General features: G+C 66.3%; 25 protein-coding genes. 19 read left to right on the top strand and 6 right to left on the bottom strand.

The genetic code is table 11. The features are described 5' to 3' along the window. Window positions 1-84 precede the first annotated feature (84 nt). Complete coding sequence (locus F6X42_RS26125) at window positions 85-1359, bottom strand: DUF3108 domain-containing protein (protein WP_187636965.1); 1275 nt, start codon at window positions 1357-1359, stop codon at window positions 85-87. Window positions 1360-1400: 41 nt separating this feature from the next. Beyond that, on the bottom strand, window positions 1401-2327 hold the full coding sequence (locus F6X42_RS26120) for an IclR family transcriptional regulator (protein ID WP_187636964.1): 927 nt from the start codon (window positions 2325-2327) through the stop codon (window positions 1401-1403). 187 nt (window positions 2328-2514) lie between these two features. On the opposite strand from F6X42_RS26120, the gene F6X42_RS26115 reads away from it, so the two are divergent. From F6X42_RS26115 to rfaE2, 5 genes are all read left to right on the top strand, one after another. Then, a complete protein-coding gene (locus F6X42_RS26115) occupies window positions 2515-3498 on the top strand; it encodes a fumarylacetoacetate hydrolase family protein (protein WP_187636963.1) in 984 nt (327 codons plus the stop codon). Window positions 3499-3896: 398 nt separating this feature from the next. Then, a complete protein-coding gene (locus F6X42_RS26110) occupies window positions 3897-4754 on the top strand; it encodes an enoyl-CoA hydratase/isomerase family protein (protein ID WP_187636962.1) in 858 nt (285 codons plus the stop codon). 82 nt (window positions 4755-4836) lie between these two features. Further along, window positions 4837-5604: a PhaM family polyhydroxyalkanoate granule multifunctional regulatory protein gene (locus F6X42_RS26105; RefSeq protein ID WP_187636961.1), complete on the top strand. Its 768-nt coding sequence runs from the start codon at window positions 4837-4839 to the stop codon at window positions 5602-5604. Window positions 5605-6144: 540 nt separating this feature from the next. Next, window positions 6145-7023, top strand: a complete 879-nt coding sequence (locus tag F6X42_RS26100) for a ferritin family protein (RefSeq protein ID WP_187636960.1) — start codon at window positions 6145-6147, stop codon at window positions 7021-7023. A gap of 145 nt (window positions 7024-7168) precedes the next feature. Continuing rightward, complete coding sequence (rfaE2, locus tag F6X42_RS26095; RefSeq protein WP_187636959.1) at window positions 7169-7651, top strand: D-glycero-beta-D-manno-heptose 1-phosphate adenylyltransferase; 483 nt, start codon at window positions 7169-7171, stop codon at window positions 7649-7651. A gap of 50 nt (window positions 7652-7701) precedes the next feature. Here rfaE2 and F6X42_RS26090 read toward each other — a convergent pair whose 3' ends face one another. The 3 genes from F6X42_RS26090 to F6X42_RS26080 all read right to left on the bottom strand — a co-directional run bounded on the left by F6X42_RS26090 (window position 7702) and on the right by F6X42_RS26080 (window position 9800). Further along, window positions 7702-7941: a hypothetical protein gene (locus tag F6X42_RS26090; protein WP_187636958.1), complete on the bottom strand. Its 240-nt coding sequence runs from the start codon at window positions 7939-7941 to the stop codon at window positions 7702-7704. Between the two features lie 93 nt (window positions 7942-8034). Continuing rightward, entirely contained in the window at window positions 8035-8865 is an 831-nt protein-coding gene (locus F6X42_RS26085) for a type III pantothenate kinase (RefSeq protein WP_187636957.1), read from the bottom strand. Next, on the bottom strand, window positions 8862-9800 hold the full coding sequence (locus F6X42_RS26080; protein ID WP_187636956.1) for a biotin--[acetyl-CoA-carboxylase] ligase: 939 nt from the start codon (window positions 9798-9800) through the stop codon (window positions 8862-8864). Before F6X42_RS26080 ends, F6X42_RS26085 begins: the two co-directional genes overlap by 4 nt. Before the next feature lie 146 nt (window positions 9801-9946). On the opposite strand from F6X42_RS26080, the gene F6X42_RS26075 reads away from it, so the two are divergent. From F6X42_RS26075 to F6X42_RS26030, 10 genes are all read left to right on the top strand, one after another. Beyond that, on the top strand, window positions 9947-11080 hold the full coding sequence (locus tag F6X42_RS26075; protein ID WP_187636955.1) for an MlaE family ABC transporter permease: 1134 nt from the start codon (window positions 9947-9949) through the stop codon (window positions 11078-11080). Continuing rightward, window positions 11077-11955, top strand: coding sequence for an ABC transporter ATP-binding protein (locus F6X42_RS26070; RefSeq protein WP_187636954.1), 879 nt, complete (start codon window positions 11077-11079; stop codon window positions 11953-11955). The genes F6X42_RS26075 and F6X42_RS26070 overlap by 4 nt, the downstream gene beginning before the upstream one ends. Window positions 11956-11986: 31 nt before the next feature. Beyond that, on the top strand, window positions 11987-12958 hold the full coding sequence (locus F6X42_RS26065; RefSeq protein WP_187636953.1) for an MlaD family protein: 972 nt from the start codon (window positions 11987-11989) through the stop codon (window positions 12956-12958). 29 nt (window positions 12959-12987) lie between these two features. Continuing rightward, on the top strand, window positions 12988-13614 hold the full coding sequence (locus tag F6X42_RS26060; protein ID WP_187636952.1) for an ABC-type transport auxiliary lipoprotein family protein: 627 nt from the start codon (window positions 12988-12990) through the stop codon (window positions 13612-13614). 31 nt (window positions 13615-13645) lie between these two features. Next, window positions 13646-14803: a VanZ family protein gene (locus F6X42_RS26055; RefSeq protein ID WP_187636951.1), complete on the top strand. Its 1158-nt coding sequence runs from the start codon at window positions 13646-13648 to the stop codon at window positions 14801-14803. A 137-nt stretch (window positions 14804-14940) separates the two neighbouring features. After that, window positions 14941-15264, top strand: coding sequence for a (2Fe-2S) ferredoxin domain-containing protein (locus F6X42_RS26050; RefSeq protein WP_187636950.1), 324 nt, complete (start codon window positions 14941-14943; stop codon window positions 15262-15264). 32 nt (window positions 15265-15296) lie between these two features. Beyond that, entirely contained in the window at window positions 15297-15941 is a 645-nt protein-coding gene (locus tag F6X42_RS26045; protein ID WP_187636949.1) for an alpha/beta hydrolase, read from the top strand. Window positions 15942-16264: 323 nt separating this feature from the next. Further along, complete coding sequence (locus F6X42_RS26040) at window positions 16265-17494, top strand: D-alanyl-D-alanine carboxypeptidase family protein (RefSeq protein WP_187636948.1); 1230 nt, start codon at window positions 16265-16267, stop codon at window positions 17492-17494. A gap of 13 nt (window positions 17495-17507) precedes the next feature. Then, window positions 17508-18467 (top strand): D-amino acid aminotransferase, encoded by a 960-nt coding sequence (locus F6X42_RS26035; protein ID WP_187636947.1) that lies wholly within the window; start codon window positions 17508-17510, stop codon window positions 18465-18467. After that, a complete protein-coding gene (locus F6X42_RS26030) occupies window positions 18439-18708 on the top strand; it encodes a DUF493 family protein (protein WP_187636946.1) in 270 nt (89 codons plus the stop codon). The genes F6X42_RS26035 and F6X42_RS26030 overlap by 29 nt, the downstream gene beginning before the upstream one ends. A gap of 19 nt (window positions 18709-18727) precedes the next feature. Here F6X42_RS26030 and F6X42_RS26025 read toward each other — a convergent pair whose 3' ends face one another. After that, window positions 18728-19711 carry a transcriptional regulator GcvA gene (locus F6X42_RS26025; RefSeq protein ID WP_187636945.1) on the bottom strand — a complete coding sequence of 328 codons (984 nt, stop codon included), beginning with the start codon at window positions 19709-19711 and terminating at the stop codon, window positions 18728-18730. A gap of 98 nt (window positions 19712-19809) precedes the next feature. Between F6X42_RS26025 and F6X42_RS26020 the strand changes: the two genes are divergently transcribed. The 4 genes from F6X42_RS26020 to ugpQ all read left to right on the top strand — a co-directional run bounded on the left by F6X42_RS26020 (window position 19810) and on the right by ugpQ (window position 22864). After that, window positions 19810-20136 carry a DUF2917 domain-containing protein gene (locus F6X42_RS26020; RefSeq protein ID WP_187636944.1) on the top strand — a complete coding sequence of 109 codons (327 nt, stop codon included), beginning with the start codon at window positions 19810-19812 and terminating at the stop codon, window positions 20134-20136. A 131-nt stretch (window positions 20137-20267) separates the two neighbouring features. Further along, on the top strand, window positions 20268-20993 hold the full coding sequence (gene lipB / locus F6X42_RS26015) for a lipoyl(octanoyl) transferase LipB (RefSeq protein WP_187636943.1): 726 nt from the start codon (window positions 20268-20270) through the stop codon (window positions 20991-20993). 13 nt (window positions 20994-21006) lie between these two features. After that, window positions 21007-22014, top strand: a complete 1008-nt coding sequence (gene lipA, locus F6X42_RS26010) for a lipoyl synthase (protein ID WP_187636942.1) — start codon at window positions 21007-21009, stop codon at window positions 22012-22014. 97 nt (window positions 22015-22111) lie between these two features. Beyond that, window positions 22112-22864, top strand: coding sequence for a glycerophosphodiester phosphodiesterase (gene ugpQ / locus F6X42_RS26005; RefSeq protein WP_187636941.1), 753 nt, complete (start codon window positions 22112-22114; stop codon window positions 22862-22864). Window positions 22865-23141: the final 277 nt, after the last annotated feature.

Below are 23141 nucleotides of genomic sequence, written 5' to 3'. Positions count from 1 at the left end.
TCCATTGAGGTGCGAGTCAGCGTTGCAAAGGAAGTTTCGCCGATCTTGAGCGAATCTGCTCGTGACACTCTGTCACGAAACATGTCACGGTTTGATGATGGCCGGAGCGGTCGAATCGACCGGTGCGGCGGGGGCGGTCTCGGGCGTTACTGCCGATGCATCCGCCGGCGCTGGCGTTGCGGCCGCCGCGCCGTTGTCACCGCCGTGATCCGGCGACGTCTCATCGGCACTGAGCTTGCCACGCCACACCAGTTCGAACTGGGTGCCGTTCGGCTCCGTCTGCAGGATGCGCGCGGGCAGCCAGCCGAGCGACGGCGCGAGCCACACGTCGATACGGCGCTGGTCGCCGTCGCGCCGCGGCAGACGTTTGAAATGACGCGTCTGCAGATAGCCCTGCGCCGCGCGGATCATTTCGTCGCCGATCGTCTCGATCGGCCAGTTCTCGCCGCTATCGGTATCGACGACGAAAAACTGTCGCGCGACGCCAGGCTTATAGGCGTCAGGATCGCCGCGCACGAGGCTCGCGAGTTGCATCACGACGCTGAAGCGGTCCTGCGCGCCGTCGGGCAACGGCAACGTGGCCGGCGTGCGCGTGAAGCCGATTTTCCTGTCGTTGCGACTGAAGATCGCAATGTCTTCCGCGCGACGACCACGCTTTTCGCTGTACTGCGCCGGCGCGAGGCCAAAGGTATCGATGCCGCCGCGGCTCGAAAACACAAATGGACCGACGAACGGCAGCGGCACCGACACGATCATTTCGTAGCCGTGCGCATCGCTCGCCCAATGGATCGTGCCGGGCGCGTTGCGCACGCCGTTGTAGAACGTGTCGTATTCGAGCTCGGCCGATGGCGGTACCGAAAACTTCACGCCCTGCGACGCTTGCGGCGCGCTGGCCGCGGCCGGGGCGCTCGCGGCGTTGCCGCTGGCGTTCGCTTGGGCCGATGCATTCGCGTTCGCAGCGGCGGGCGGCGCGCTCGCCGCCACCTCCGATGCCGGCGTTGCCGCCGGCTCGTTCGGCCTGGCCGGCTGCAACGCGGTCAACACATGCTGCTCGCGCGGCTGATTCACCGCGGGCTTGCGTGCGGGCGCGGGCGGATGCCGTGCCGGCGCGGCCGGCTGTAGCGCCGGTTGACGCTCGACCTTCTCGGGCGTCAGCAGCGCGACCTGCACCGGCACATGCTCGTGATCCGCGGGATTGAGATTCACGCGATTGCGCTCGAACCATTGCGCCGCGATCCAGTGCACGACCGCCACGGCCATGAGCACCGCGATCCAGCGCCACGCGCGCGCGCCGCGTCCCGGCCCCTTGCCAAATGCTGGCAGGCGATCACGACGGCGGGTGGCGGAAGCAAAGTCCATCGGCGCTTGAATGGGTGGAGGTCTGGAAGGTCCGGTCCGTATCAACCGTGTTCGCTGCGTGGCGTCGCGCTGTAGCCGAGTTCGTACGACAGCTTGCGCGCGCATTCGCGCAGCGCGGTATCGATCTCGCCGCCCCAGCGGATATCGAACGCGCCCTCATGGCCGAGCGCGACCAGACCGAGCGCGAGTTCGCCGGTCGAATCGAACACCGGCATCGAAAACGCGTGGATCGTCGGGAGCAGCATGCCTTCGACGCGCGCGGCCTCGTGTTCGCGCACCTCGGCGAGAACCTTGTCGACGTCTTCGCGAGTGCGCGGCACGCCGCTATACGACGAGCGCCGCGAGTCGGCCAGCTCGCGCTCGAGCATCGCGGCGGTCTTGCCGGACGGCAGGTAGGCGGCGAACAGCAGACCGGTCGCCGAGCTGAGCAAGGGCATCACGTCGCCAAGTTTCAGCGATGCCTTGGCCGGATAGCTCGACTCCATCCAGTGCACCATCGTTGGTCCCTGATTGCCCCATACGGCGATGCCGACCGTCAGATCGAGCCGGTCGCGAAGCGTGGCGAGGGCGATGCGCGCGAGCTTCACACCGTCGACGCGCGCAAGCCGCGCGAGCCCCAACTGCAAAGCGAAGCCGCCGAGTTCGTAGCGGCCCGACAGCGGGTCCTGCGCGACCACCCCGAGGCGCAGAAAACTGACCAGATAGCGATGCGCCTTCGCCGGACTCATGCCCGCGCGCTGCGCGAGATCGCGCAGCATCATTGCGCGCGGTTCGTGGGTCAGAACGTCGAGCAGCCTGAATCCGACCTCGATCGACTGGATGCCCGAGCGTAGTTTTTCTTCGCCGGGTTCGCCGGTTTCGTCATCGGCGCCGGTTGCGTCGGTGAGATCGGCGTGCTCGAGCAGATCGTCGGCGGATGCCGGGTCGGTGCGGGTGCGGATCGTGCCGGAGCGGGCGTTGGCGGACATGGGCAAAAGGCGCGGGCGGCGCATTCGGTAAAAATAAATGGCGGTAGTGACTGTGGCAACGACGACCAGCGACGAACGGCGACGAACAGCGACGAACAGCGACGACGAACACGCATACTGGGCCGCGCCGATTCACCATCGTAGAATAGATTCCTTCCATCGTCACTCTTACACGGTTCACAGCACTATGAAACTTGCCTCGCTGAAGGACGGCACGCGCGACGGTCAACTGATCGTCGTGTCCCGCGACCTGCACACGGCGGCCATTGCCGACGCGATCGCGCCCACGTTGCAGCGCGTGCTCGACGACTGGGCCTTCTACGCGCCGCAACTGCACGACCTCTACGATGCGCTGAACCAGGGCCGCGCGCGCAACAGCTTTTCGTTCGACGCGAAGGAGTGCATGGCGCCTCTGCCGCGCGCGTTCCAGTGGGCCGACGGCTCGTCGTACGTGAACCACGTCGAACTCGTGCGGCGCGCGCGCGGCGCGGAAATGCCGCCCGAATTCTGGACCGACCCGCTGATGTACCAGGGCGGCAGCGACGACTTCATCGGTCCGCGCGACGACGTCGTGTGCGCATCGGAAGAGTACGGCATCGACTTCGAGGCCGAAGTCGCGGTCATCACCGGCGACGTGCCGATGGGCGCGACGCCCGAGCAGGCGCTGCGCGGCGTGCGGCTGGTTGCGCTGGTCAACGACGTCTCGCTGCGCAATCTGATCCCCGCCGAACTCGCGAAGGGCTTCGGCTTTTTCCAGAGCAAGCCGGCCACGTCGTTCGCGCCGGTCGCTGTGACCCCGGACGAACTCGGCGAAGACTGGCGCGAAGGGCGCGTGCATCGGCCGATGATCGTCCACTGGAACGGCAGAAAGGTCGGCCAGCCCGACGCGGGCACCGACATGGTGTTTCACTTCGGTCAGCTGATCGCGCATGCGGCGAAGACGCGCAATCTGCGTGCCGGTTCTATCGTCGGTTCGGGTACGGTGTCGAACAAGGACGCGAAGCGTGGCTACTGCTGTATCGCCGAGAAGCGCTGCCTCGAAACGATCGAGCACGGCGCGCCGCAAACGGAGTTCATGAAGTACGGCGACACCGTGAAGATCGACATGTTCGACGACGCGGGCAAATCGATTTTCGGTGCGATCGAGCAGAGCATCGCGCCGCTCGACTGAAGCGCGGCGGTGACGCCGTAGTGCCTTGACGCGGCGGCACGCGCGAAAGGGTTTCGCCCGATGCCGCCGCCAGCGTGCGCGGCTACACTGACTGGCGCGCCGGCTGGGACGGCGCGAAATGCGCGAGTTTCGGATGGCGTGCAGCAACGCATCGGTAGCACATCGGCAATACATCACAATGAAACCCGACGTGAGGAAACAGCATGCCGCGATTGGACTTCTCCACAGCTGAACATCGGCGTGCTTGCGCGTCTTCCGTTCAGGCGCGTACGAGCGCGCCTCGCTCGAGCGCCCGCGTGATGGTCGAAATCATTAATGGCAAGTGGCTTTATCAGCCGCATTGAATGGGTCGCGACGTTGCGCGCGCGACTGGATGAATCTTTCACGGATTGCTCATCATGTCTCAGCCATCGCAACCGAACGACGCGTACTACGCGCACTATCAGTCGCTGCGCTTGCAGCGTCATCCGCACGGCGTGCTCGAAGTCGTGATGAGCGGCGAGGGCGCGAATAGGAGCGGTCTCGCCACCGCGAACACGCGCATGCATTACGAACTCGCCGAGGTCTGGCGCGACATCGATCGCGATCCCGACACGCGCGTCGCGATCATTCGCGGCGAGGGCAAGGGCTTTTCGGCCGGCGGCGATCTGCAACTCGTCGAGGACATGGCGAACGATTTCGAGGTGCGCACGCGCGTGTGGCGCGAAGCGCGCGACCTCGTCTACAACGTGATCAACTGCGGCAAACCGATCGTCTCGGCGATGCATGGTCCGGCGGTCGGCGCGGGGCTCGTCGCGGGGCTGCTCGCCGATATCTCGATCGCGGCGAAGACGGCGCGCATCATCGACGGACACACGCGCCTCGGCGTCGCCGCGGGCGATCATGCGGCGATCGTGTGGCCGCTGCTGTGCGGCATGGCGAAGGCGAAGTACTACCTGCTGCTGTGCGAGCCGGTGAGCGGCGAGGAGGCGGAGCGCATCGGGCTCGTGTCGCTCGCCGTCGACGAAAGCGATCTGCTGCCGAAGGCGTTCGAAGTCGCGCGCAAGCTCGCCGACGGTTCGCAGACCGCAATCCGCTGGACCAAGTACGCGCTGAACAACTGGCTGCGCACGGCGGGGCCGGCGTTCGATGCTTCGCTCGCGCTCGAATTCATGGGCTTCGCGGGGCCCGATGTGCGCGAGGGCCTGAGCTCGTTGCGGGAGCGGCGCGCGCCGGATTTTGGCGCGGGCGATCCACGCAACGACGAGCGATCCTGATGCCACAGTCGGCACGGTATGATCGAATCAACGCGCGCGGTTGCGCGCACCCCACCAATCTTCAGGCACCGAGGCGACAAGCATGACCGACACCACTGGCTCCGCGCCGCCCTTTCCCGGTTTTCCCGGTTTCCCGCCCGCTGAAATGCTCGATCGCATGTGGGCCATGATTCGGCTGTCGCCGTTCGGCGCCGCCATGACGGGCGCGCAGCCGGGGGGCGGCACGAGCCCGTCGCTGTCGATGATGACCGACATGATGGCGCCGCTCACGAGCGTCGAGGAGCTCGACAAGCGCATCACCGACATGCGCGCGGTCGAGCAATGGCTGAAGCTGAACCTGAGCATGCTGCAGTCGGCGACCCAGGCGCTCGAAGTGCAACGCGCGACGCTCGCGACACTGCGCGCGTTCGGCGCGTTCGCGCAGTCGTCGATGTCGCAGCCGGCGGCGGCTGCGTCGAGTTCCGCCGCGACTGACGCGCCGGCGCGGAGTTGGACGAAGCCGGCCGAGCTCGCGCCCGAAAGCGCCACGCAGGCCGACAGTGACGAAGAGGAAGCGCCCGCGGCGCCCGCTTTCGATGCATCCGCGTGGTGGAACCTGCTTCAATCGCAGTTCAACCAGATCGCGCAGTTCGCGGTGACGCAGCCGTCCGTCGCGGTCGCCGCGGCGGGCGGGGGCACGCAGGGAAAGCCGGAGCCGTCGAAGGCCGCCGATGCGCCGGGCGCCGATGCATCGGGCGCCGCCGCGCAAAACGCGAAGCCCGCCGCCAAACGGCCGGCCGCGAAGCGCGCAGCCACGTCAGCCAAACGCGCGGCCGGAACGAGCGCGGCAACGCCGAAAAAGTCGACGTGAGCCGGACGGCGCGCCGGGAATCAGTGGCCGATGATGAAGGCGACTGATCGGCTGCGTTTTTCCCTATTCCAACGCCGTCGATTTCCGCGCGCGCGAATCGCCGAATTTCTTGAGAGAAGTCAATGCCACAGCGCACTCGCGCGGCTTCTGTCACGGGTTTGGTGGGAAGCGCATGCTATCATTGTGTAAGCTTGATCTGGCTTTGGGGCGCGCGCTGAAAGCAACCAATCCCGCCACCCTGGCGTCATTCGCCGCCGGCACTACCGGTGCAGGGCTGGACGGGGTGGTTTGTCGACCCAGACTGGCTCGACCTCAGGCAAAGGGTATTCCTCACCCACGGTTGGCTGCGGCGGCTGGATCACGCTTCAGACGACAATACAACAGCCCGGACTTCTTTGCTGCCCGATGCTTCTGGGCGGCCGGTTAACGCGTAAAATTGAACGCTTGGCCGATAAACGGCAGATCCGTTCGTCGTAGGTAAAAACGACTACACGTAGCAGCAACAGACACACACAGTAAGTGCAGAACAGGGGTGGGACTATGAACACCATGCTTTATCCGGAACTTTATAGATCGCTCGAATCCGTTCGATGGGACATGGAGAAGGACATTCCCTGGGACAAATTCGATGCATCGCTGTTGACCGACGAGCAGGCCGCGACGATCAAGATGAACGCGATCACCGAATGGTCGGCGTTGCCCGCCACGGAAATGTTTCTGCGTGACAATCATCACGACAGCGATTTCTCCGCATTCATGAGCGTGTGGTTCTTCGAGGAGCAGAAACACTCGCTGGTGCTGATGGAGTACCTGCGCCGCTTCAAGCCGGAACTGGTCCCGACCGAAGAGGAACTGCACGCGGTGCGCTTCGAGTTCGATCCCGCGCCGCCGCTCGAAACGCTGATGCTGCACTTCTGCGGCGAAATCCGCCTCAATCACTGGTATCGCCGCGCTGCCGAATGGCACACCGAGCCGGTCATCAAGCACATCTACGAAACCATCTCGCGCGACGAAGCGCGCCACGGCGGCGCGTATCTGCGCTACATGAAGAAGGCGATGGCGCAAACCGGCGACATCGCGCGTGCCGCGTTCGCGAAGATCGGTGTGCTGATGGCGTCGGCGCGTCGCACCGAAAAGCCGCTGCACCCCACCAACCTGCACGTGAATCAGGCGCTGTTCCCGCGCGACACGATTCAGTCGCGTCTGCCGGATCCGGAATGGCTCGAGCGCTGGCTCGACGAGCAGATCCGTTTTGACGACGGCTGGGAAAAGAAGGTCGTCGAGCGCATTCTGCACAACCTGTCGCTGCTGTTCGAACGCACGTTCAACACCGCGCAGGAATTGAACCGTTATCGCAAGGAAGTGGTTGCGCGCCTGCAAGCCGCTGATCAAAACTCCGCGCATCAGCAGCCGGCGTAACGGCTGGGGCGGTTTAAATGCCATTTGAAAAGGCGGTCCGGCAGGCGCGAGCTTGCCGGACCGTTTTGCTTCGCGCGGTCCAGCGTGTATCGTGACGGCACTTGGAATTCCTGTTCCCGTAACTCCGCAACTCTGTGACTGTACGATGACCGCCATCTTCGAACGCAAGATTCTGACGCGCGATGCCCTCGCGAAACTGCGTCCTTCGCTGCGCGCGCCCGTCGTGTTTACGAACGGCGTGTTCGATATCCTGCATCGCGGTCACGTGACCTATCTGGCCGACGCGAAGGCGTTGGGCGCGTGCCTTATCGTCGGGGTCAATAGCGACGCGTCGGTTCGGATGCTCGGCAAGGGCGACGACCGGCCGATCAACAACGAGGCCGACCGCATGGCCTTGCTCGCGGCGCTGGAAAGCGTCGACTACGTGGTGGGCTTCGGCGAGAAGACGCCGGTCGAGCTGATTGCCGCGCTGCGCCCGGACGTTCTCGTGAAGGGCGGCGACTACGACATGGACGCGCTGCCTGAATCGGCGCTCGTGCGTGGCTGGGGCGGCAAGGCGCTCGCGATAGCGTTCCAGCACGATCGCTCGACGACCGCGCTGCTGAAGAAGGTACGCACGCTGGGTTGATGCTGCTGATTGACGCGGGCAAGCGCGGCGGACCGCGGAACCTCGCCTCGTTACTGCGGCAACTCCGATGTCGAAATCGGCGCCTCCGGCGCGGGTCCGCCGACCACCGCCTGATCGGCGGCATCGGCCGCGCTGACCGGCTGCACCTTCAGCCAGCTCGGATGAATCTGGCGGTTCAGACGGTTTGGTTCGCGTCCGCCCGCGGTGGGTGTCGGGCCAAAGGTGCCACGCAGCGCGACGAAAGCCAGCACGTTGACAACAATCAGAATGGCGATCGGCCAGCGAAGCATTATGGGTGTTTCCAATCCAGATACAAGTTGAGCCTGGGGTGTGACGGAGAAGCGCTGGCGCGAAAAATACACGGCGATATGCGCGCGAGGCAATCAGACGCGCTGCCGCGCCGTATCCTCGGCCGCGATCAGCGCAAGCCCCGACAGCACCAGCGAATCGTGGCGAGTATGCGGCACTTTCAGCGCGCTTGCCACTTCGTCGGCGGCGCCGCCGCCGACCACGAGACGCACCGGCACCTGCCACTCCTCCTGCAGATCCCGCCACATCCGCTCGATCAGTCCCGCCTGCGCCAGCGTGCAGCCCGCCGATAGTGAGCACGGCGTATCCGTCGCGAAGAACGGGCCGCGACGGGTCGCGTCGGCCGCGTCGAGCAGACTGCGCGCGTGCGTGGCGTCGAGCGTCGGCAGTTGCGCGGTGTGCTCACCGAGCGAGCGCATCATCAGCGTCCAGCCCGGCGCAATCAATCCGCCGATGAATGCGCCGTCCGCGCGCAAGGCCTCGAGCGTTGTCGCGGTGCCGAAGGTCGCGAGCAGCAGATGCTCGCCGGGAAAGGTCGCGTGCGCGCCGATCATGCCGGCCCAGCGATCGCTGCCGAGCGAGTCCGGTGTCGTGTAGCAATTGGTCACGCCGCATTGGCGAGCGCTCGCGCGGATCGTCGCGAGCGGCAGTCGCGGCCAGTGCGCGTCGACCAGCGTCGCAATGTGCGTCGCGACCTCCGTGCCCGCCACGTTGGAGAGCCACGCGCCGCATGGCGTCGGCCAGTCAGTCCAGGCGGGTTGCGCTCCCGGCCGCGCGCGTGGCCCGGCAACGTCGTCATGCGAGAGCGCGCCGCTCGCCAACTGCGTCCCATCGGACTGCACCAGCGCCCACTTGATCCGGCTATTGCCCGCGTCGATCAGCAGATAGGGCGCGCGCTGCGTCATGCGACACCGTCGGCGAGGCGCAGCGACACGTCGCCGGTCGCGATGCTCTGGCGGCCCTCAGCCGTATCGAGCAGCAACTGGCCCCGTTCGTCGACGCCCGCCGCCACGCCGCGCGCGAGTTCCTCGCCCTGCTCGAGCAGCACGACTTCGCGACCCGCGTAAGCATGCACCGCGTTCCAACGCGGCTGGAACGGCGCGAAGCCTTCGGTGCCGAAGCGCTGCAGCATCGGCTCGAGCGCGTTCAATTCGGCGGCGAGCGTGTCGGTCAGATTCGCATTCGGCAGCGCGCGCTGCAACGCGGTGGGCACCGTGCCGCGCGCCTGCGGCGGCACGTCGGTGTTCAGCGCGCCGACCTTCGCCGCGAGTTCATCGGCGCCCTTCACGTTGGTGCCGATGCCGATCACGACCGCGCTCGCATCGTCGGTGCTCCACGCGGTTTCGATCAGGATGCCGGCGAGCTTGTCGCCTTCGAGCAGCACGTCGTTCGGCCACTTCAGCGCGATCTGTCCGGGACCTGCGACCGGCAGCGAGCGCAACCCGTCGACGAGCGCGACGCCCACCGCGAGGCTCAAGCCCGCGAGCCCTTCGAGCGGGCGCGGCAATACGCACGCGACCGAGAACAGCAGCGCGTTACCCGGCTCCGCGTACCACGGCCGGCCACGGCGGCCGCGCCCCGCGGTCTGCAGATACGCGACGCGCACGATCGGCTGCGGCAGCGCGTTCGCGCGGCGCGGCAGTGCTTTCACGCGCGCCATCAGGTCGGCGTTGGTCGAGCCGGTTTCTTCGACGATTTCGATCGGCCAGTCATGCGCATGCGCGCCGAACAGTTTGACGGCGCGTTCGCGATCGATGCGCCAGTCGGTCCAAGCCGACGACGAGACTGGTGCCGCGCTTGTCGCAGCGGGCGGGGAGGCGGGAGTCCTGGAGGCATTCATGACTCGTATTGTAGCCACAGCGAACCCGCCCGAGACCCGAATGCGGACCGGTGAGCGGCGACGCCGATCGATGTGCATCAGTGCGGACCGACGGCCGAGCCTTCGCTACAATGGCCGCTAATCCGATAACCAGATTCACGCGATCCTTGAACTACGACACTCCGCCCGGCCTTGAAGTCGCGGCTGGCAGCCAAGGCAAGATCGTCCGTCTCTCGGGCCAGTGGACGGCGCTCGCGCTCGCGCGCGATCGCGACACCGGGCATGTGATCCCGTTGCTGCGTTCGCTGACCGGCGCGCAGGGCATCGGCGAGTGGGACCTGTCGCGGGTCGACAGGATGGACCACGTCGGCGGCCAGGCGCTGTGGCGTGTGTGGGGCCGCACGATGCCGCCCGGCACCGCGCTTACCGACACGCAGCGCGACATCTTCGAGCGCATCGCGCTGCTCGACGCGGGGCGCGAGAGCGCCGAGCCGGTCACCCGCCTCGATCCCTTTACGCGTCTCGGTCTCGGTCTCTTCTCGTTCGTCGAGCATATGCAGGGCGGCGTCACGATGCTCGGGCGCGTCGTGCTCGATCTGCTCGCGATCGTGCGCAAGCCGAAGATCACGCCGTGGACCGAAATCTCCGCGAACATCTACAACGCCGGCGCCCGCGCGCTGCCGATCACCGCGCTGGTCGCGTTCCTGATCGGCATCGTGTTGAGCTATCTGTCGGCACAGCAATTGCGTATCTTTGGCGCGAACCAGTTCATCGTCAATATTCTGGGCCTCGCGGTGATTCGCGAGCTCGGCCCGGTGTTGTCGGCAATTCTGGTGGCGGGCCGCTCGGGCTCGGCGATCACCGCGCAGATCGGCGTGATGCGCGTGACCGAGGAACTCGACGCGATGCGCGTGATGGGCATCCCGCACGGCCTGCGCCTGATCCTGCCGCGCGTGATCGCACTGGCCGTCGCGATGCCGCTGCTCGTGATGTGGACCAACGTGATCTCGTTGACGGGCGGTGCGCTCGCTGCGAAGCTCGTGCTTGGCATCGACATGAGCTTCTTCGCGCGGCAACTGCCGAACGTCGTGCCGATCGCGAACCTGTGGATCGGCCTTGGCAAGGGCGCGGTGTTCGGTATGCTGATCGCGATCGCAGGCTGTCATTTCGGCTTCCGTATCAAAGCCAATTCGCAGAGTCTCGGCGAAGGCACGACGACCTCGGTGGTCACGTCGATCACCATCGTGATTCTCGCGGACGCGGTGTTCGCGATCCTCTTTCAGAACGTGGGGCTAGGATGATCGCGCCACTGACCGAGGCCGTGCGCGGCCAGCCCGTACCGTCGATCGCCGAGCCGGTGATCGAGGTGATCGACATCACCAAGCGCTACGGCCGCAACATCGTGCATCAGCATCTGAACCTCGACGTGCGGCGCGGCGAGATCGTGTCGATCGTCGGCGGCTCGGGTTCGGGCAAGACCACGCTGGTGCGGCAGATTCTCGGCCTCGAACGGCCGTCGAGGGGCACCATCAAGCTGTTCGGCGAGAATCTCGCCACGATCTCCGCCGACACCGCGCTGCTGATGCGCAGCCGCTCCGGCATGCTGTTCCAGCGCGGCGCGCTGTTCTCGTCGCTGTCCGTGTTCGACAACGTCGCGCAACCGGTGCGCGAGCTCGGCAAGGTGCCAGAAGACCTGCTGCGCGACATCGTGATGCTGAAGCTCGAAATGGTCGGGTTGCCGTGCAAGCACGCGTCGAAGATGCCGTCGGCGCTGTCGGGCGGAATGATCAAGCGGGTCGGCATCGCGCGCGCGATCGCGCTCGAACCCGAGCTGCTGTTTCTCGACGAACCGACCGCCGGCCTCGACCCGCAGGCGTCCGAAGAATTCGTCGAGCTGATCTCCGGGCTGCATCGCGCGCTCGGTCTCACGGTCGTGATGGTCACGCACGATCTCGACACGATGGTCGCGCTGTCGACGCGCGTGGCCGTGATCGCCGATCGGAAGGTGCTGGTGAACGCGCCGGTCGAACAGGCCGCGGGCATTGACCATCCGTTCATCCGCGAATATTTCCTCGGCCTGCGCGGGCGCCGCGCGTTGCAGGCGCTGCCGCCGGAGCGCCGCGCGAAGCTGCCGCGGGCGGCGCTCGAGCCGGCGTCGTCCGAGTTGCCGCTGTGAGGCCGGCCGTCGTGAACCAGGAAAACTGACAATGGAAAACAAATCGCATGCATTCTGGGCCGGGCTGTTCACCGTCGTGCTGATGGCGGCGATCGGGCTGGCCGCGTTTCTGTTCAACGTTGACCGCACGGTGCGGGTGCCGTACGACCTGATCGCGCGCACCAACGTGACCGGCCTTTTTGCGGACGCCGCGGTGCGCTTTCGCGGACTCGACGTCGGCCGCGTGCAGTCGATCAAGTTCGATCCGACACATCCGGGGCAGATCCTGATCCGCATCATGGTCGACGAGCACGCGCCGATCACGCATTCGACGTTCGGCAGTCTCGGCTTGCAGGGCGTGACCGGCATCGCGTTCATCCAGCTCGACGATACCGGGCGCGATCTGACACCGCTGCCGTCGTCGGCGCAGAAGGTCGCGCAATTGCCGATGCGCCCGGGCCTGTTCGACCAGTTGCAGCAACGCGGCGACGTGCTGTTGCGCAAGCTCGAAAAAGTCACCGACAGCGTAAACAACATGCTGTCGCCGGAAATGGTCGCGCAACTGCACGATACGGCGGCGAACATCGCGCAGGCCGCTTCAGGCGTCGCGGCGCTGACTCAACAGATGGGGCCCGTCGCCAGCAAGCTGCCCGGCACGATCGACCAGTTGAACCGCACGCTCGCCTCGACCAACCAGATGATTACGGGCCTCGAACGTCCCGACGGGCCGTTCGAGCGCAACCTGAACAAGGTCGGCACGGCCGCGCAGCAGGCGGGCGAAGCGCTCACGCAGATGAACTCGTCACTGCAGGATCTGTCCGCCCGGGTCGGCTACGACACGCTGCCGCGCGTGAATTCGCTGACCGAGGAAGCGCGCTCGGCCGCACAATCGATCGACCGCGCCGCCGACACCTTCAACACCAATCCGCGCAGCGTGCTGTTCGGCGCGCCGCGCGCGGCGCCGGGTCCGGGGGAGGCCGGCTTCGCGTGGCCCGCCGCTGCCGCCGCGCCCGCAGCCCACTAACTCCGCAGGCTGGAACACAGGAAGATGCTATGTCACGCTCGATTCACCGACTGTTGTCCTTGCGAGCCGCGCTCGCGGCGCTGCTCGCGTTCGGCGTGCTGGCGGCGGGCTGCGCGGGCACTTCCGCGGTGGTCTCGGACCTCCGCTACGACTTTGGGCCACCGCCGCAGAGCGCCGCCGCGAGCCGGCTGCCCGCCGTCAAGGTGCTCGAGGTCGGCGCGCCGTCCGTGCTCGAATCCGACCGGCTGATCTATCGGCTGAGCTACGCCGACGCGCAGCAGACGGCCGCCTACGCCAACAGCCACTGGACGATGATGCCGTCGCAACTGCTGACGCAGCGCCTGCGCAATGCGCTGAGCGAGCGCGGCACCGTGCTGACGGGCGCCGACGGCGTGGCCGCGCCGGTGCTGCGGGTCGATCTGACCGAGTTCGAGCAGGTGTTCGACAGTCAGACCGACAGCCACGGCGCGATCGCCGCGCGCGCGACGCTGATGCGAGGCGGCAAGGTGATCGGTCAGCAGACGTTCGTCGCGCGCGCGCCAGCGCATTCGGCGGATGCAGCCGGCGGCGCGCGGGCGCTCGCCGCGGCCAGCGACGACCTCGTCGCGCAGATCACCACGTGGCTCGGCTCGCAGGCGCTGGTCGCCGCGCAATGACGGGCGGGCAGCGCACGCATCGGAGCGCCGCATGAGCGAACGCCCCTGGCTGCGCCGTCCGTCGGCGCTGGCTCGTCAGGCGCTGCTGCTGTACACGGCGCTGATCATCTACGGGTCGTGGTATCCGTTCTCGGGCTGGCGCTCGCTCGGCATCACGCCGTTTGCCTATCTGTTCGATCCCATGCCGCAATACCTGACGGCGTTCGACGTCGTCACCAACGTGCTCGGCTATATGCCGTTCGGCGCGCTGGTGGTGCTCGCGCTATATCCGCGCTGGCGCGGCGCGCTGGCCGTCGCGCTCGCGTTCGTGTTGGGCGGCCTGCTGTCGGGCACGATGGAAGCCGTGCAGACCTATCTGCCGACCCGCGTCGCCTCGAATCTCGACCTCGCTGCCAACACGCTCGGCGCGCTCGTCGGCGCGGCGATGATGTCGCCGTTGACCGGCGCGCTGCTCGATCGGGGGCTGCTCAGGCGTCTGCGGCTCCTGTGGTTCGAGCGCGACCATGCGACGCTCGCGTGCCTCGTCGCCGCGTGGCCGTTCGCGACGATGTTTCCGGCGCCGCGCCTGTTCGGCCTCGGCAACTGGCCGCGCGCGCTGTGGCTGAGCTTCGATCCGACCATCCAGGACGCGCTGCTCGCGTGGACGCCGTTCGCGTGGCACGTCGGCGCATGGCCGGCGGCAGCCGCCGCGTGGCTGCCCGACGACACGTGGGAAGCGCTGATCACGACGCTGAACCTGTTCGCGGCGCTCGCGCTTGCGTCCGTGCCGGTGCGCCGTCATGCGCCGCGCGTGCGACTGCTGTTCGTGTTCATCGTCGCGACCTTGTGCGTGAAGGCCGGCGCGACGTTCCTGCAATCGCAATCGGGCCTCGCGTTCGACTGGGCGACGCCCGGCGCGTTGACAGGACTCGCGTGCGGCAGCGTCGCGGCGGTCGTCGCGCTGCCGCTGCGGCGACCCGTGCGCGTGACGCTCGCGGGAATCGCGCTCGTCGTCGCACTCGTGTTCGTCAATCTGCTGCCCGTGAACCCGTATTTCGACGCCGTGCTCGCGGACTGGCGGCAGGGTCGCTATCTGCATTTCAACGGACTCGCGCGCTGGCTCGCGTGGATGTGGCCCTATGCGGCGCTCGTGTGGCTCGCGTTTGCAGTCGAGCGGGCGTGGCTGAAGCGGCGCGCCAAGCCGGTGTGACGCGCTTGCGCGCCGGCCGCCGGGCCCCCGACGCCTCCACGGCCCGGTCGCTATAATCGTCCGCACGATGGGCGCCGCGGCATATCGCGTGCTGACAGCGCCATTGCACTTCCTTTCAGTCTCGCCTCCCGGACATCATGGATTCCTTCTACAAGCACCACGTTTTCTTCTGTCTGAATCAACGCGAGCCCGGTGCCGAGCGCCCGAGCTGCGCGAACTGCAACGCGCAGGCGATGCAGGAGTACGCGAAAAAACGCGTGAAGCAACTCGGCCTCGCCGGTCCCGGCCAGGTGCGCATCAACAAGGCCGGCTGCCTCGATCGCTGCGAACTGGGCCCGACGCTCGTCGTGTATCCCGAAGGTGTCTGGTACACCTACGTCGACGAGAGCGACATCGACGAGATCGTCGAATCGCATCTTGCGAATGGCAAGGTCGTCGAGCGTCTGAAGATCGATCAATAAAGCGAACCACGAAACGATCCACAGGCATCCCGATGAACGTCAACACGAAGAAGTATCTGATCGACGGCCCGGTCGGCAAGATCGAGGTCGCGCTGGACCTCCCTGACGACGTGCGCGAAACCGGCGCCGCACCGCGCGGCATCGCGCTCGTCGCGCATCCGCATCCGCTCTTTGGCGGCACGATGGACAACAAGGTCGCGCAGACGCTCGCGCGCACGCTCGTGCAACTGAACTACGTCACGTACCGGTCGAACTTCCGCGGCGTCGGCCAGACCCAGGGCGAGCACGACGCGGGCGTCGGCGAGCGCGATGATCTTCGTGCGGTGCTCGAGCACATGCGCGCCGACGCGGACTACGGAGATCTGCCGCTCGTGCTCGCGGGCTTTTCGTTCGGCACCGTGGTGCTGTCGCACGTCGCGGCGAAGCTGCGCGACGAAGGGCGGGAAATCGAGCGCATCGTGTTCGTCGGTACCGCGGCGAGCCGCTGGGACGTCGCGCCCGTGCCCGAGGGCACGCTCGTGATTCACGGCGAAGTCGACGAGACCGTTCCGATTCAATTCGTATTCGACTGGGCGCGGCCGCAGGAACTGCCGGTCGTCGTGATTCCGGGCGCGGAGCATTTTCTGCACCGCAAGCTGCATATCCTGAAGCGCATCATCGTCGACGCGTGGCGCTAACACGCGCGCCGCACGCGTTTTGCGGGGGACAGGTGCGCGCAAACGTGTGCAAATCGGTGCCGCGCGCGCGAAACTGACCAGGTAGCGCGCGTATAATGGGCGCTCTTTTTTTGGGCACAGCGCCGTCGAGCCGGCAGAATCGCGCGCCGCGGAGTCATTTCGCGAGGGGGCGCGGCCGGATGCGCAGCGCTGCGCTCGCGAACCGTTTGCGTCGCCATCAGTCCAACGGGCGCCCGCCGTTTTACGGCCAGATGCCCCGCCGACCGGCTCCCCCCAACTCCGCGCGCTGTCGCGCAACGTATTTTTCGGCACGAATCGACCCTATGCATTTCTCCTCCTCTGGCCGTACGTCATTCCCGTCAGTCGCTTCTTTCGTTCCCACTTCGCTTCATCGTGCCGTCGCCGTCGGCCTCGTGCTGCCGGCCACGCTGGTCGCGAGCAGCGCGTTCGCGCAGGTGCCGCCGCCGGGCGTCAACGCGCGCTCGTGGGTGCTCGTCGACGCGACCAGCAACCAGGTGCTCGCGTCCGCCAATGCCGACGAACGCGTCGAGCCTGCGTCGCTGACCAAGCTGATGACCGCGTATCTGGTGTTCGAAGCGCTCGACACGAAGAAAATTACGATGGACCAATCCATCGAGCCGAGCGAAGCGGTGCGCCGCGTGCGCAACGACGAATCGCGCATGTTCGTCGAGGCGCTCAAGCCGGTGACCGTGCACGACCTCGTGTACGGCATGATCGTGCAGTCGGGCAACGACGCGGCGATCGCGCTGGCCGAACTGGTGGGCGGCAGCGAAGCGCAGTTCGTCAACATGATGAACAACGAAACGCAGAAGCTCGGCATGAAGCACACGCATTTCGCCGACGTGAATGGCATGCCCGACCCGCAGCACTACACGACCGCGGGCGATCTCGCGATCCTGTCGGCGCGTCTGATCCGCGACTATCCCGAGTACTACAACATCTTCTCGGTCAAGGAATTCACGTACAACAAGATCAAGCAGCCGAACCGCAACCGTCTGCTGTGGATCGACCCGACCGTCGACGGTCTGAAGACCGGCCACACGCAAGCCGCCGGCTACTGCCTGATCGCGAGCGCGAAGCGACCGCTGCCGGGCACGACCGACGCGTCGCGCCGTCTCGTCTCGGTGATGATGGGCGAGACCAAGGAGCACGACCGCGTGCAGGACAGCCTGAAGATGCTCAACTACGGCTATACCGCCTACGACACGACGCGTCTGTACAAGGCGAACCAGGTCGTGGCCACGCCGCGCGTCTACAAGGGTTCGCAGGACAGCGTTCAGGTCGGCGTGAAGAGCGACCAGTACATCACGCTGCCGAAGGGCGCGGGCGACAAGGCGAAGCCGCAGATCGAACTCAACGATCCGCTCGTCGCGCCGCTCGCGAACGGCCAGCAGGTCGGCACTGCCAGGCTCGTCGCCGACGGCAAGGTGCTCGCGCAGTTCCCGGTGGTCGCGCTGCAGCCGGTGCCGCAAGCCGGGGTGGTCGGCCGCGTGTGGGATTCGCTGATGCTGATGTTCAACAAGAAAAAGTAAAGGCCACGTCGCAATGACCGCTGTCTCCGATGTTTCGTCGGACCCGATCGTTTATCTGAACGGCGAACTGGTGCCGCTGTCCGAAGCGCGCGTGCCGGTGCTCGACCGCGGCTTCATTTTCGGCGACGGCATTTACGAAGTTGCGCCGTTGTACGCGCACGCGAGTGGACGCCGCACCGCGTTTCGTCTGAAGCAGCATCTGGCGCGTCTCGCGCGCTCGGTCGGCAAGATCGGCATCGCCAATCCGCTCGACGACGCCGGCTGGCGCGAGCTGATCGCACGCGTGGTCGAGGCCAACGAAACGAACGGCGGCTTGCGTGCCGATCAGGACGCGATCGCGTATATCCAGGTCACGCGCGGCGTCGCGAAGCGCGCTCACGCGTTTCCGTCCGGCGTGAAGCCGACCGTGTTCGTGATGGTGACCGCGCTGAATCTACCCGACGCCGCGCAGCGGTCGAGCGGTGTCGCGTGCGTGAGCGCCGAAGATCGTCGCTGGCTCAATTGCGACATCAAGTCGGTGTCGCTGCTCGGCAACGTGCTGATGGCCCAATACGCGGCCGAAAACGACGCCTTCGAGACCCTGCAGTTCCGCGATGGTTTGCTGACCGAAGGGGCGTCGTCGAACGTGTGGATCGTGAAGAATGGCGTGCTGGCCGCGCCGCCGCGCAGCAACAAGATTCTCGAAGGGATCCGCTATGGGCTCATCGAGGAGCTGACGGCCGAATGCGGCATTCGGTTCGAGGCGCGCGACATCACCGAAGCGCAAGTGCGCGCGGCCGATGAAATCATCGTCAGCTCGGCGACCAAGGAAGTGCTGCCAGTCACGCGGCTCGACGGCGCACCGGTTGGCGCGGGCCGGCCGGGCGCGGTGTTTGCGGCGCTGCACGCGGCGTATCAGCGAGCCAAGGCAGCGGCAGCTAGCGCGGAGCAAGAAGGAGTAGAGAATGAATCTCGAGAACGACTCACTGTTTGACTTCCCCTGCGATTTCCCGATCAAGATCATGGGCAAATCGCACCCCGAGTTTGCCGCGACGATCGTCGAAGTGGTGCGTCAGTTCGACGGCGATGTCGATGCGTCGCGCGTCGAGACGCGGCCGTCGAGCAGCGGCACGTACACGGGGCTGACCGTCCACGTGCGCGCGACGAGCCGCGCGCACCTCGACGACATCTATCGTGCGCTGACCGGCCATCCGATGGTCAAGGTCGTGCTGTAACAGCGCGCGATCTGTCACCTCACGGCGCGACGCGCAACGCGTCCGCCGGCGTTTGCTCCGCCGCGAGGCGCGCAGTCGCCGCGGGACCCGCCTCACAGGCGAGATCGAACAGCTGCCTGAAACGTGTCACCTCGTCGAACACCCAGTCGCGAAACGCCTTGACCCGCGCGGTCTCCAGCGTTTGCGGCAGGCAGATGAAATAGTATTGCCACGGGCTTGGCCCATCCACATCGAACAGCCGCACGAGCCGGCCTGACGCGATTTCGTGCATCGCGAGCGAGCGGCGCGTCAGCGCGACCCCCTGACCGTCGACGGCCGCCTGCAGCAGATTCGACGAATCCTGGTACAGTACACCGCGCTTCGGCTCGGGCCAGTCGGCGAGGCCGGCGGCGTCGAACCACGGGCGCCATAGTTCGTCGGCGGAGCGCAGCAGCGGGACTTTGGCGAGATCGGCCGGGGTTTGCGGCAGCTTGCCGCCGTTGAAGTTGGGCGAGCAGGCCGGGAAGAAAATCTCGTCGAGCAGCAGCTCCGCGTGCAGCCCCGGATATTTGCCCAAGCCGAAGCGGATCGCGACGTCGACGTCGTCGCGCGCGAAGTCCGTCAGCGCATTGGTGGACAGCAGCTCGAGATCCCACTGTGGATGCGTCTCGATAAAGCTGCCGATGCGTGGCGTCACCCAGCGCGCCGCGAACGACGACAACATCGACACCACGAGGCGCCGCTCACGGTCGCTGGCGCGGATCGCGCGGGTCGCGTCGGCGAGCTCCGTCAGCGCGGCGCGCACCTGGGCGGCGTAGCGGCGGCCGGTTTCGGTGAGGCGCACGCGCTTGCCGTCGCGCGCGAACAGCGACACGCCAAGCTCGGCCTCGAGCGCGCGGATCTGGTGGCTGACCGCGCCGTGCGTGACGAACAGCTCGTCGGCGGCGCGCGAAAAGCTCTCGTGGCGAGCGGCGGCTTCGAACGCCTTGATCGCGTTCAGCGCGGGGAGTTGACGAAGATCCATCGTAATATTTCTCACATAGCCGTGAAAATTGATCGTTTTGCCCAAGTCCTTGGTGCACCTAGGATTCTAGTCATGAAACGATTTTTGGCGAGGGCATTATGCGAGAAATTTCCTCTAGCATTGCGTATGAAATCCGCACTGGCGACACGCTGCCGCTGAAGGTGGCGCGCAGCACCAAGCTGCGAGTGCATGGCGGCGCGGTGTGGCTCACACGCAGCGACGACACGATGGACTACTGGCTGCAGCCGGGTCAGACGCTGCATCTGCGGCGCGGCGAGCGGCTCTGGCTCAGCGCCGAGGGCGCCACGTTCGCGAAGGTTGCGTTCTCGGTGCCGACGCGCCGCGACGAGCGCGCGCTGAACTGGCTCGCGCGCATCGGGGAACGCTGGATGATGCGCGTGCGCGGCGGCTGGCGCACGGTTTGAAGGTGGCGCGGCGCCAAAGCCGCGCATGACGCGACGGGGCCTGCGGCATGCCGGCTGCGTTCGGGCTGCGCTGTCCTGGTTCCCGGTGCGCTCGGGCGCGGTTTCGCAGATTTCGGTAAACTCCCGAAATCATGTGCGCCGCCCCGGTTTCTCCGACCCCTTCGCCTGCCATCGAGCCGCCCAAGCTGCGCTGGCTCGGCCGCGAACCCTACGAAGCCAGTTTCGACGCGATGCGCGCGTTCACCGACGCCCGCACCGCCGACACCCCCGACGAGATCTGGCTCGTCGAACATCCGCCCGTCTTCACGCTCGGCCAGGCCGGCGATCCGGCCCACCTGCTCGCGGCCGACAGCGACATTCCCCTCGTCAAGGTCGACCGCGGCGGGCAAATCACTTATCACGGCCCCGGACAGGTGGTCGCTTATCTGCTGCTCGACCTGCGCCGGCGCAAGCTGATGGTGCGCGAACTCGTCACGCGGATCGAGCAGGCCGTGATCGACACCCTGGCGGCGTATAATCTCGCCGGAGAACGCAAGGCGGGCGCCCCCGGCATCTACGTGGCGCCCGGGCGCGACGCCGGGCCGCATGCCGGCGCCAAGATCGCGGCGCTTGGCCTGAAAATCCGCAATGGCTGCAGCTATCACGGCGTCAGTCTGAACGTGAACATGGACCTGCGACCGTTTCTGGCGATCAATCCATGCGGCTACGCGGGGCTCGAAACAGTCGACATGGCGACACTCGGCGTCGCCGCCGGCTGGGACGACGTGGCCCGCACACTCGCAGCAAGCCTCACCGCAAACCTCGACGGCAATCCCGCGGCCGTCGCCCAACCGCAGGCCGGTGCGCTCACCGCCTGACTGGATCGAACGAATGACTGACGTAACCGCGAACCCCGCAGCAGCCACCCTCGCGCCCGAAGGCGTGCCGGCCCCCGCCGCCTACGACGCCACCGCGAAGCAGAAAGCGCAAGCCAAGACCGCGCGCATCCCGATCAAGGTCGTCCCGATCGAAAAGCTGAAGAAGCCGGAATGGATCCGCGTGAAGGCGGCCACCGGCAATTCGCGCTTCTACGAGATCAAGCAGATCCTGCGCGAGCACAACCTGCATACGGTGTGTGAAGAAGCGAGCTGCCCGAACATCGGCGAATGTTTCGGCAAGGGCACCGCGACCTTCATGATCATGGGCGACAAGTGCACGCGCCGCTGCCCGTTCTGTGACGTCGGCCACGGTCGTCCCGATCCGCTCGACGCCGACGAACCAGCCAACCTCGCACGCACCATTGCGGCGCTGAAGCTGAAATACGTCGTGATTACTAGCGTCGACCGTGACGATCTGCGCGACGGCGGTGCGGCGCACTTCGTCGAGTGTATTCGTCAGACGCGCGAGCTGTCGCCAGAAACTCGCATCGAAATCCTGACGCCGGATTTCCGCGGCCGCCTCGATCGCGCGCTCGGTATCCTGAACGCCGCGCCGCCCGACGTGATGAATCACAACCTCGAAACGGTGCCGCGTCTGTACAAGGAAGCGCGCCCGGGGTCGGACTACGCGCATTCGCTGAAGCTGCTGAAAGACTTCAAGGCGCTGCATCCGCACGTCGCGACCAAATCAGGCCTGATGGTCGGTCTCGGCGAAACCGAAGAGGAAATCCTGCAGGTGATGCGCGATCTGCGCGAGCACGACGTCGACATGCTGACGATCGGCCAGTACCTTCAGCCGTCGGAGCACCACCTGCCGGTGCGCACGTACGTGCATCCGGACACCTTCAAGATGTACGAGGAAGAGGCGTACAAGATGGGTTTCACGCACGCCGCGGTGGGTGCAATGGTTCGTTCGAGCTATCACGCCGACGTGCAGGCGCATGGAGCCGGCGTAGTCTGACGCGCGGCGCCTCGCTTCACGCTCGCAAAATCGAAAAAGCCCGCCGATGTGCGGGCTTTTTACTTGAACCGCTGTTCTATCAGCAAGGAAGCGACACGTGGCAACTGGGATCGATCGCGGGAGCTCCGCACCATGGCCTTATCCGCGGCTGGTCGCCCATCGCTGCGGCGGTACGCTCGCGCCGGAAAACACGTCGGCCGGTTTCGACGCGTGCGTGCGCTACGGCTATCGCATGGTCGAGTTCGACGCGAAGCTGTCCGCCGACAATGTGCTGTTTCTGCTGCACGACGACACGCTCGATCGCACGACCAACGGCCACGGGCCGGCGGCCGCGCACACATGGCCGGAACTCGTCGCACTAGATGCCGGCGCGTGGCGCGGTGCGGAGTTCGTCGGCACACGGCTGCCAACGCTGGCCGACGCAGCCGAGCGTTGCGCGCGCGACGGCATCGCCGCGAACATCGAGATCAAGCCGTGTCCGGGCCGCGAAGTGATCACCGGCACGCTGGTCGCCCAAGGCGCGCTCGCGCTGTGGCAAGGGCGGACGCCGCCGCTGTTGTCGTCGTTTTCGTTCGACGCGCTCGCCGCCGCGCGCGATGCCGCGCCGTCGCTGCCGCGCGGCATGCTGTTCGAGCAGGTGCCGGCGGACTGGCTGCGCATCGTGAGCGAACTCGACTGCGTGTCCCTGCACGCGAGTCACCGTTATCTGAGTGAGCCGCTGGTCGCGCAGATCCGCGCGAGCGGGCTGCGCGTGCTCGCCTATACGGTGAACGACCCGACGCGCGCGCGGTTGCTCGCACAATGGGGTGTCGACATGATCTGCACGGATCGCATCGACCTGTTGACCTGACCTCGCGCTCGCAAGCTGCGCGCAAACCCTTGCGGGTTTCCAATCGCGCGCGCATCGGATTCCGGATTCCCCGACAGCGGTCGTCCGGATTTCCGGAAACCCGGACGACGCGCGCCGAGCCTTGCCGGAAAACCCATAAGAATCAAGCCTCCATGGTCGATATCGAACTGGCATCGACCTTGCGAAACAAAGCGCGTGGCCGCCACGGCCCGACAAAAAAGCAAGGAGACAACGATGTCCGATTTCCCTTCCCGGTATTTCTGAATTCGTCGTCTTG

Origin of the sequence: Paraburkholderia podalyriae (assembly GCF_014397785.1) — a bacterium.
Lineage (GTDB): Bacteria > Pseudomonadota > Gammaproteobacteria > Burkholderiales > Burkholderiaceae > Paraburkholderia > Paraburkholderia podalyriae.
Note: the sequence above shows the minus strand (reverse complement) of the source record. Positions and strands in the feature narration are given on the sequence as shown.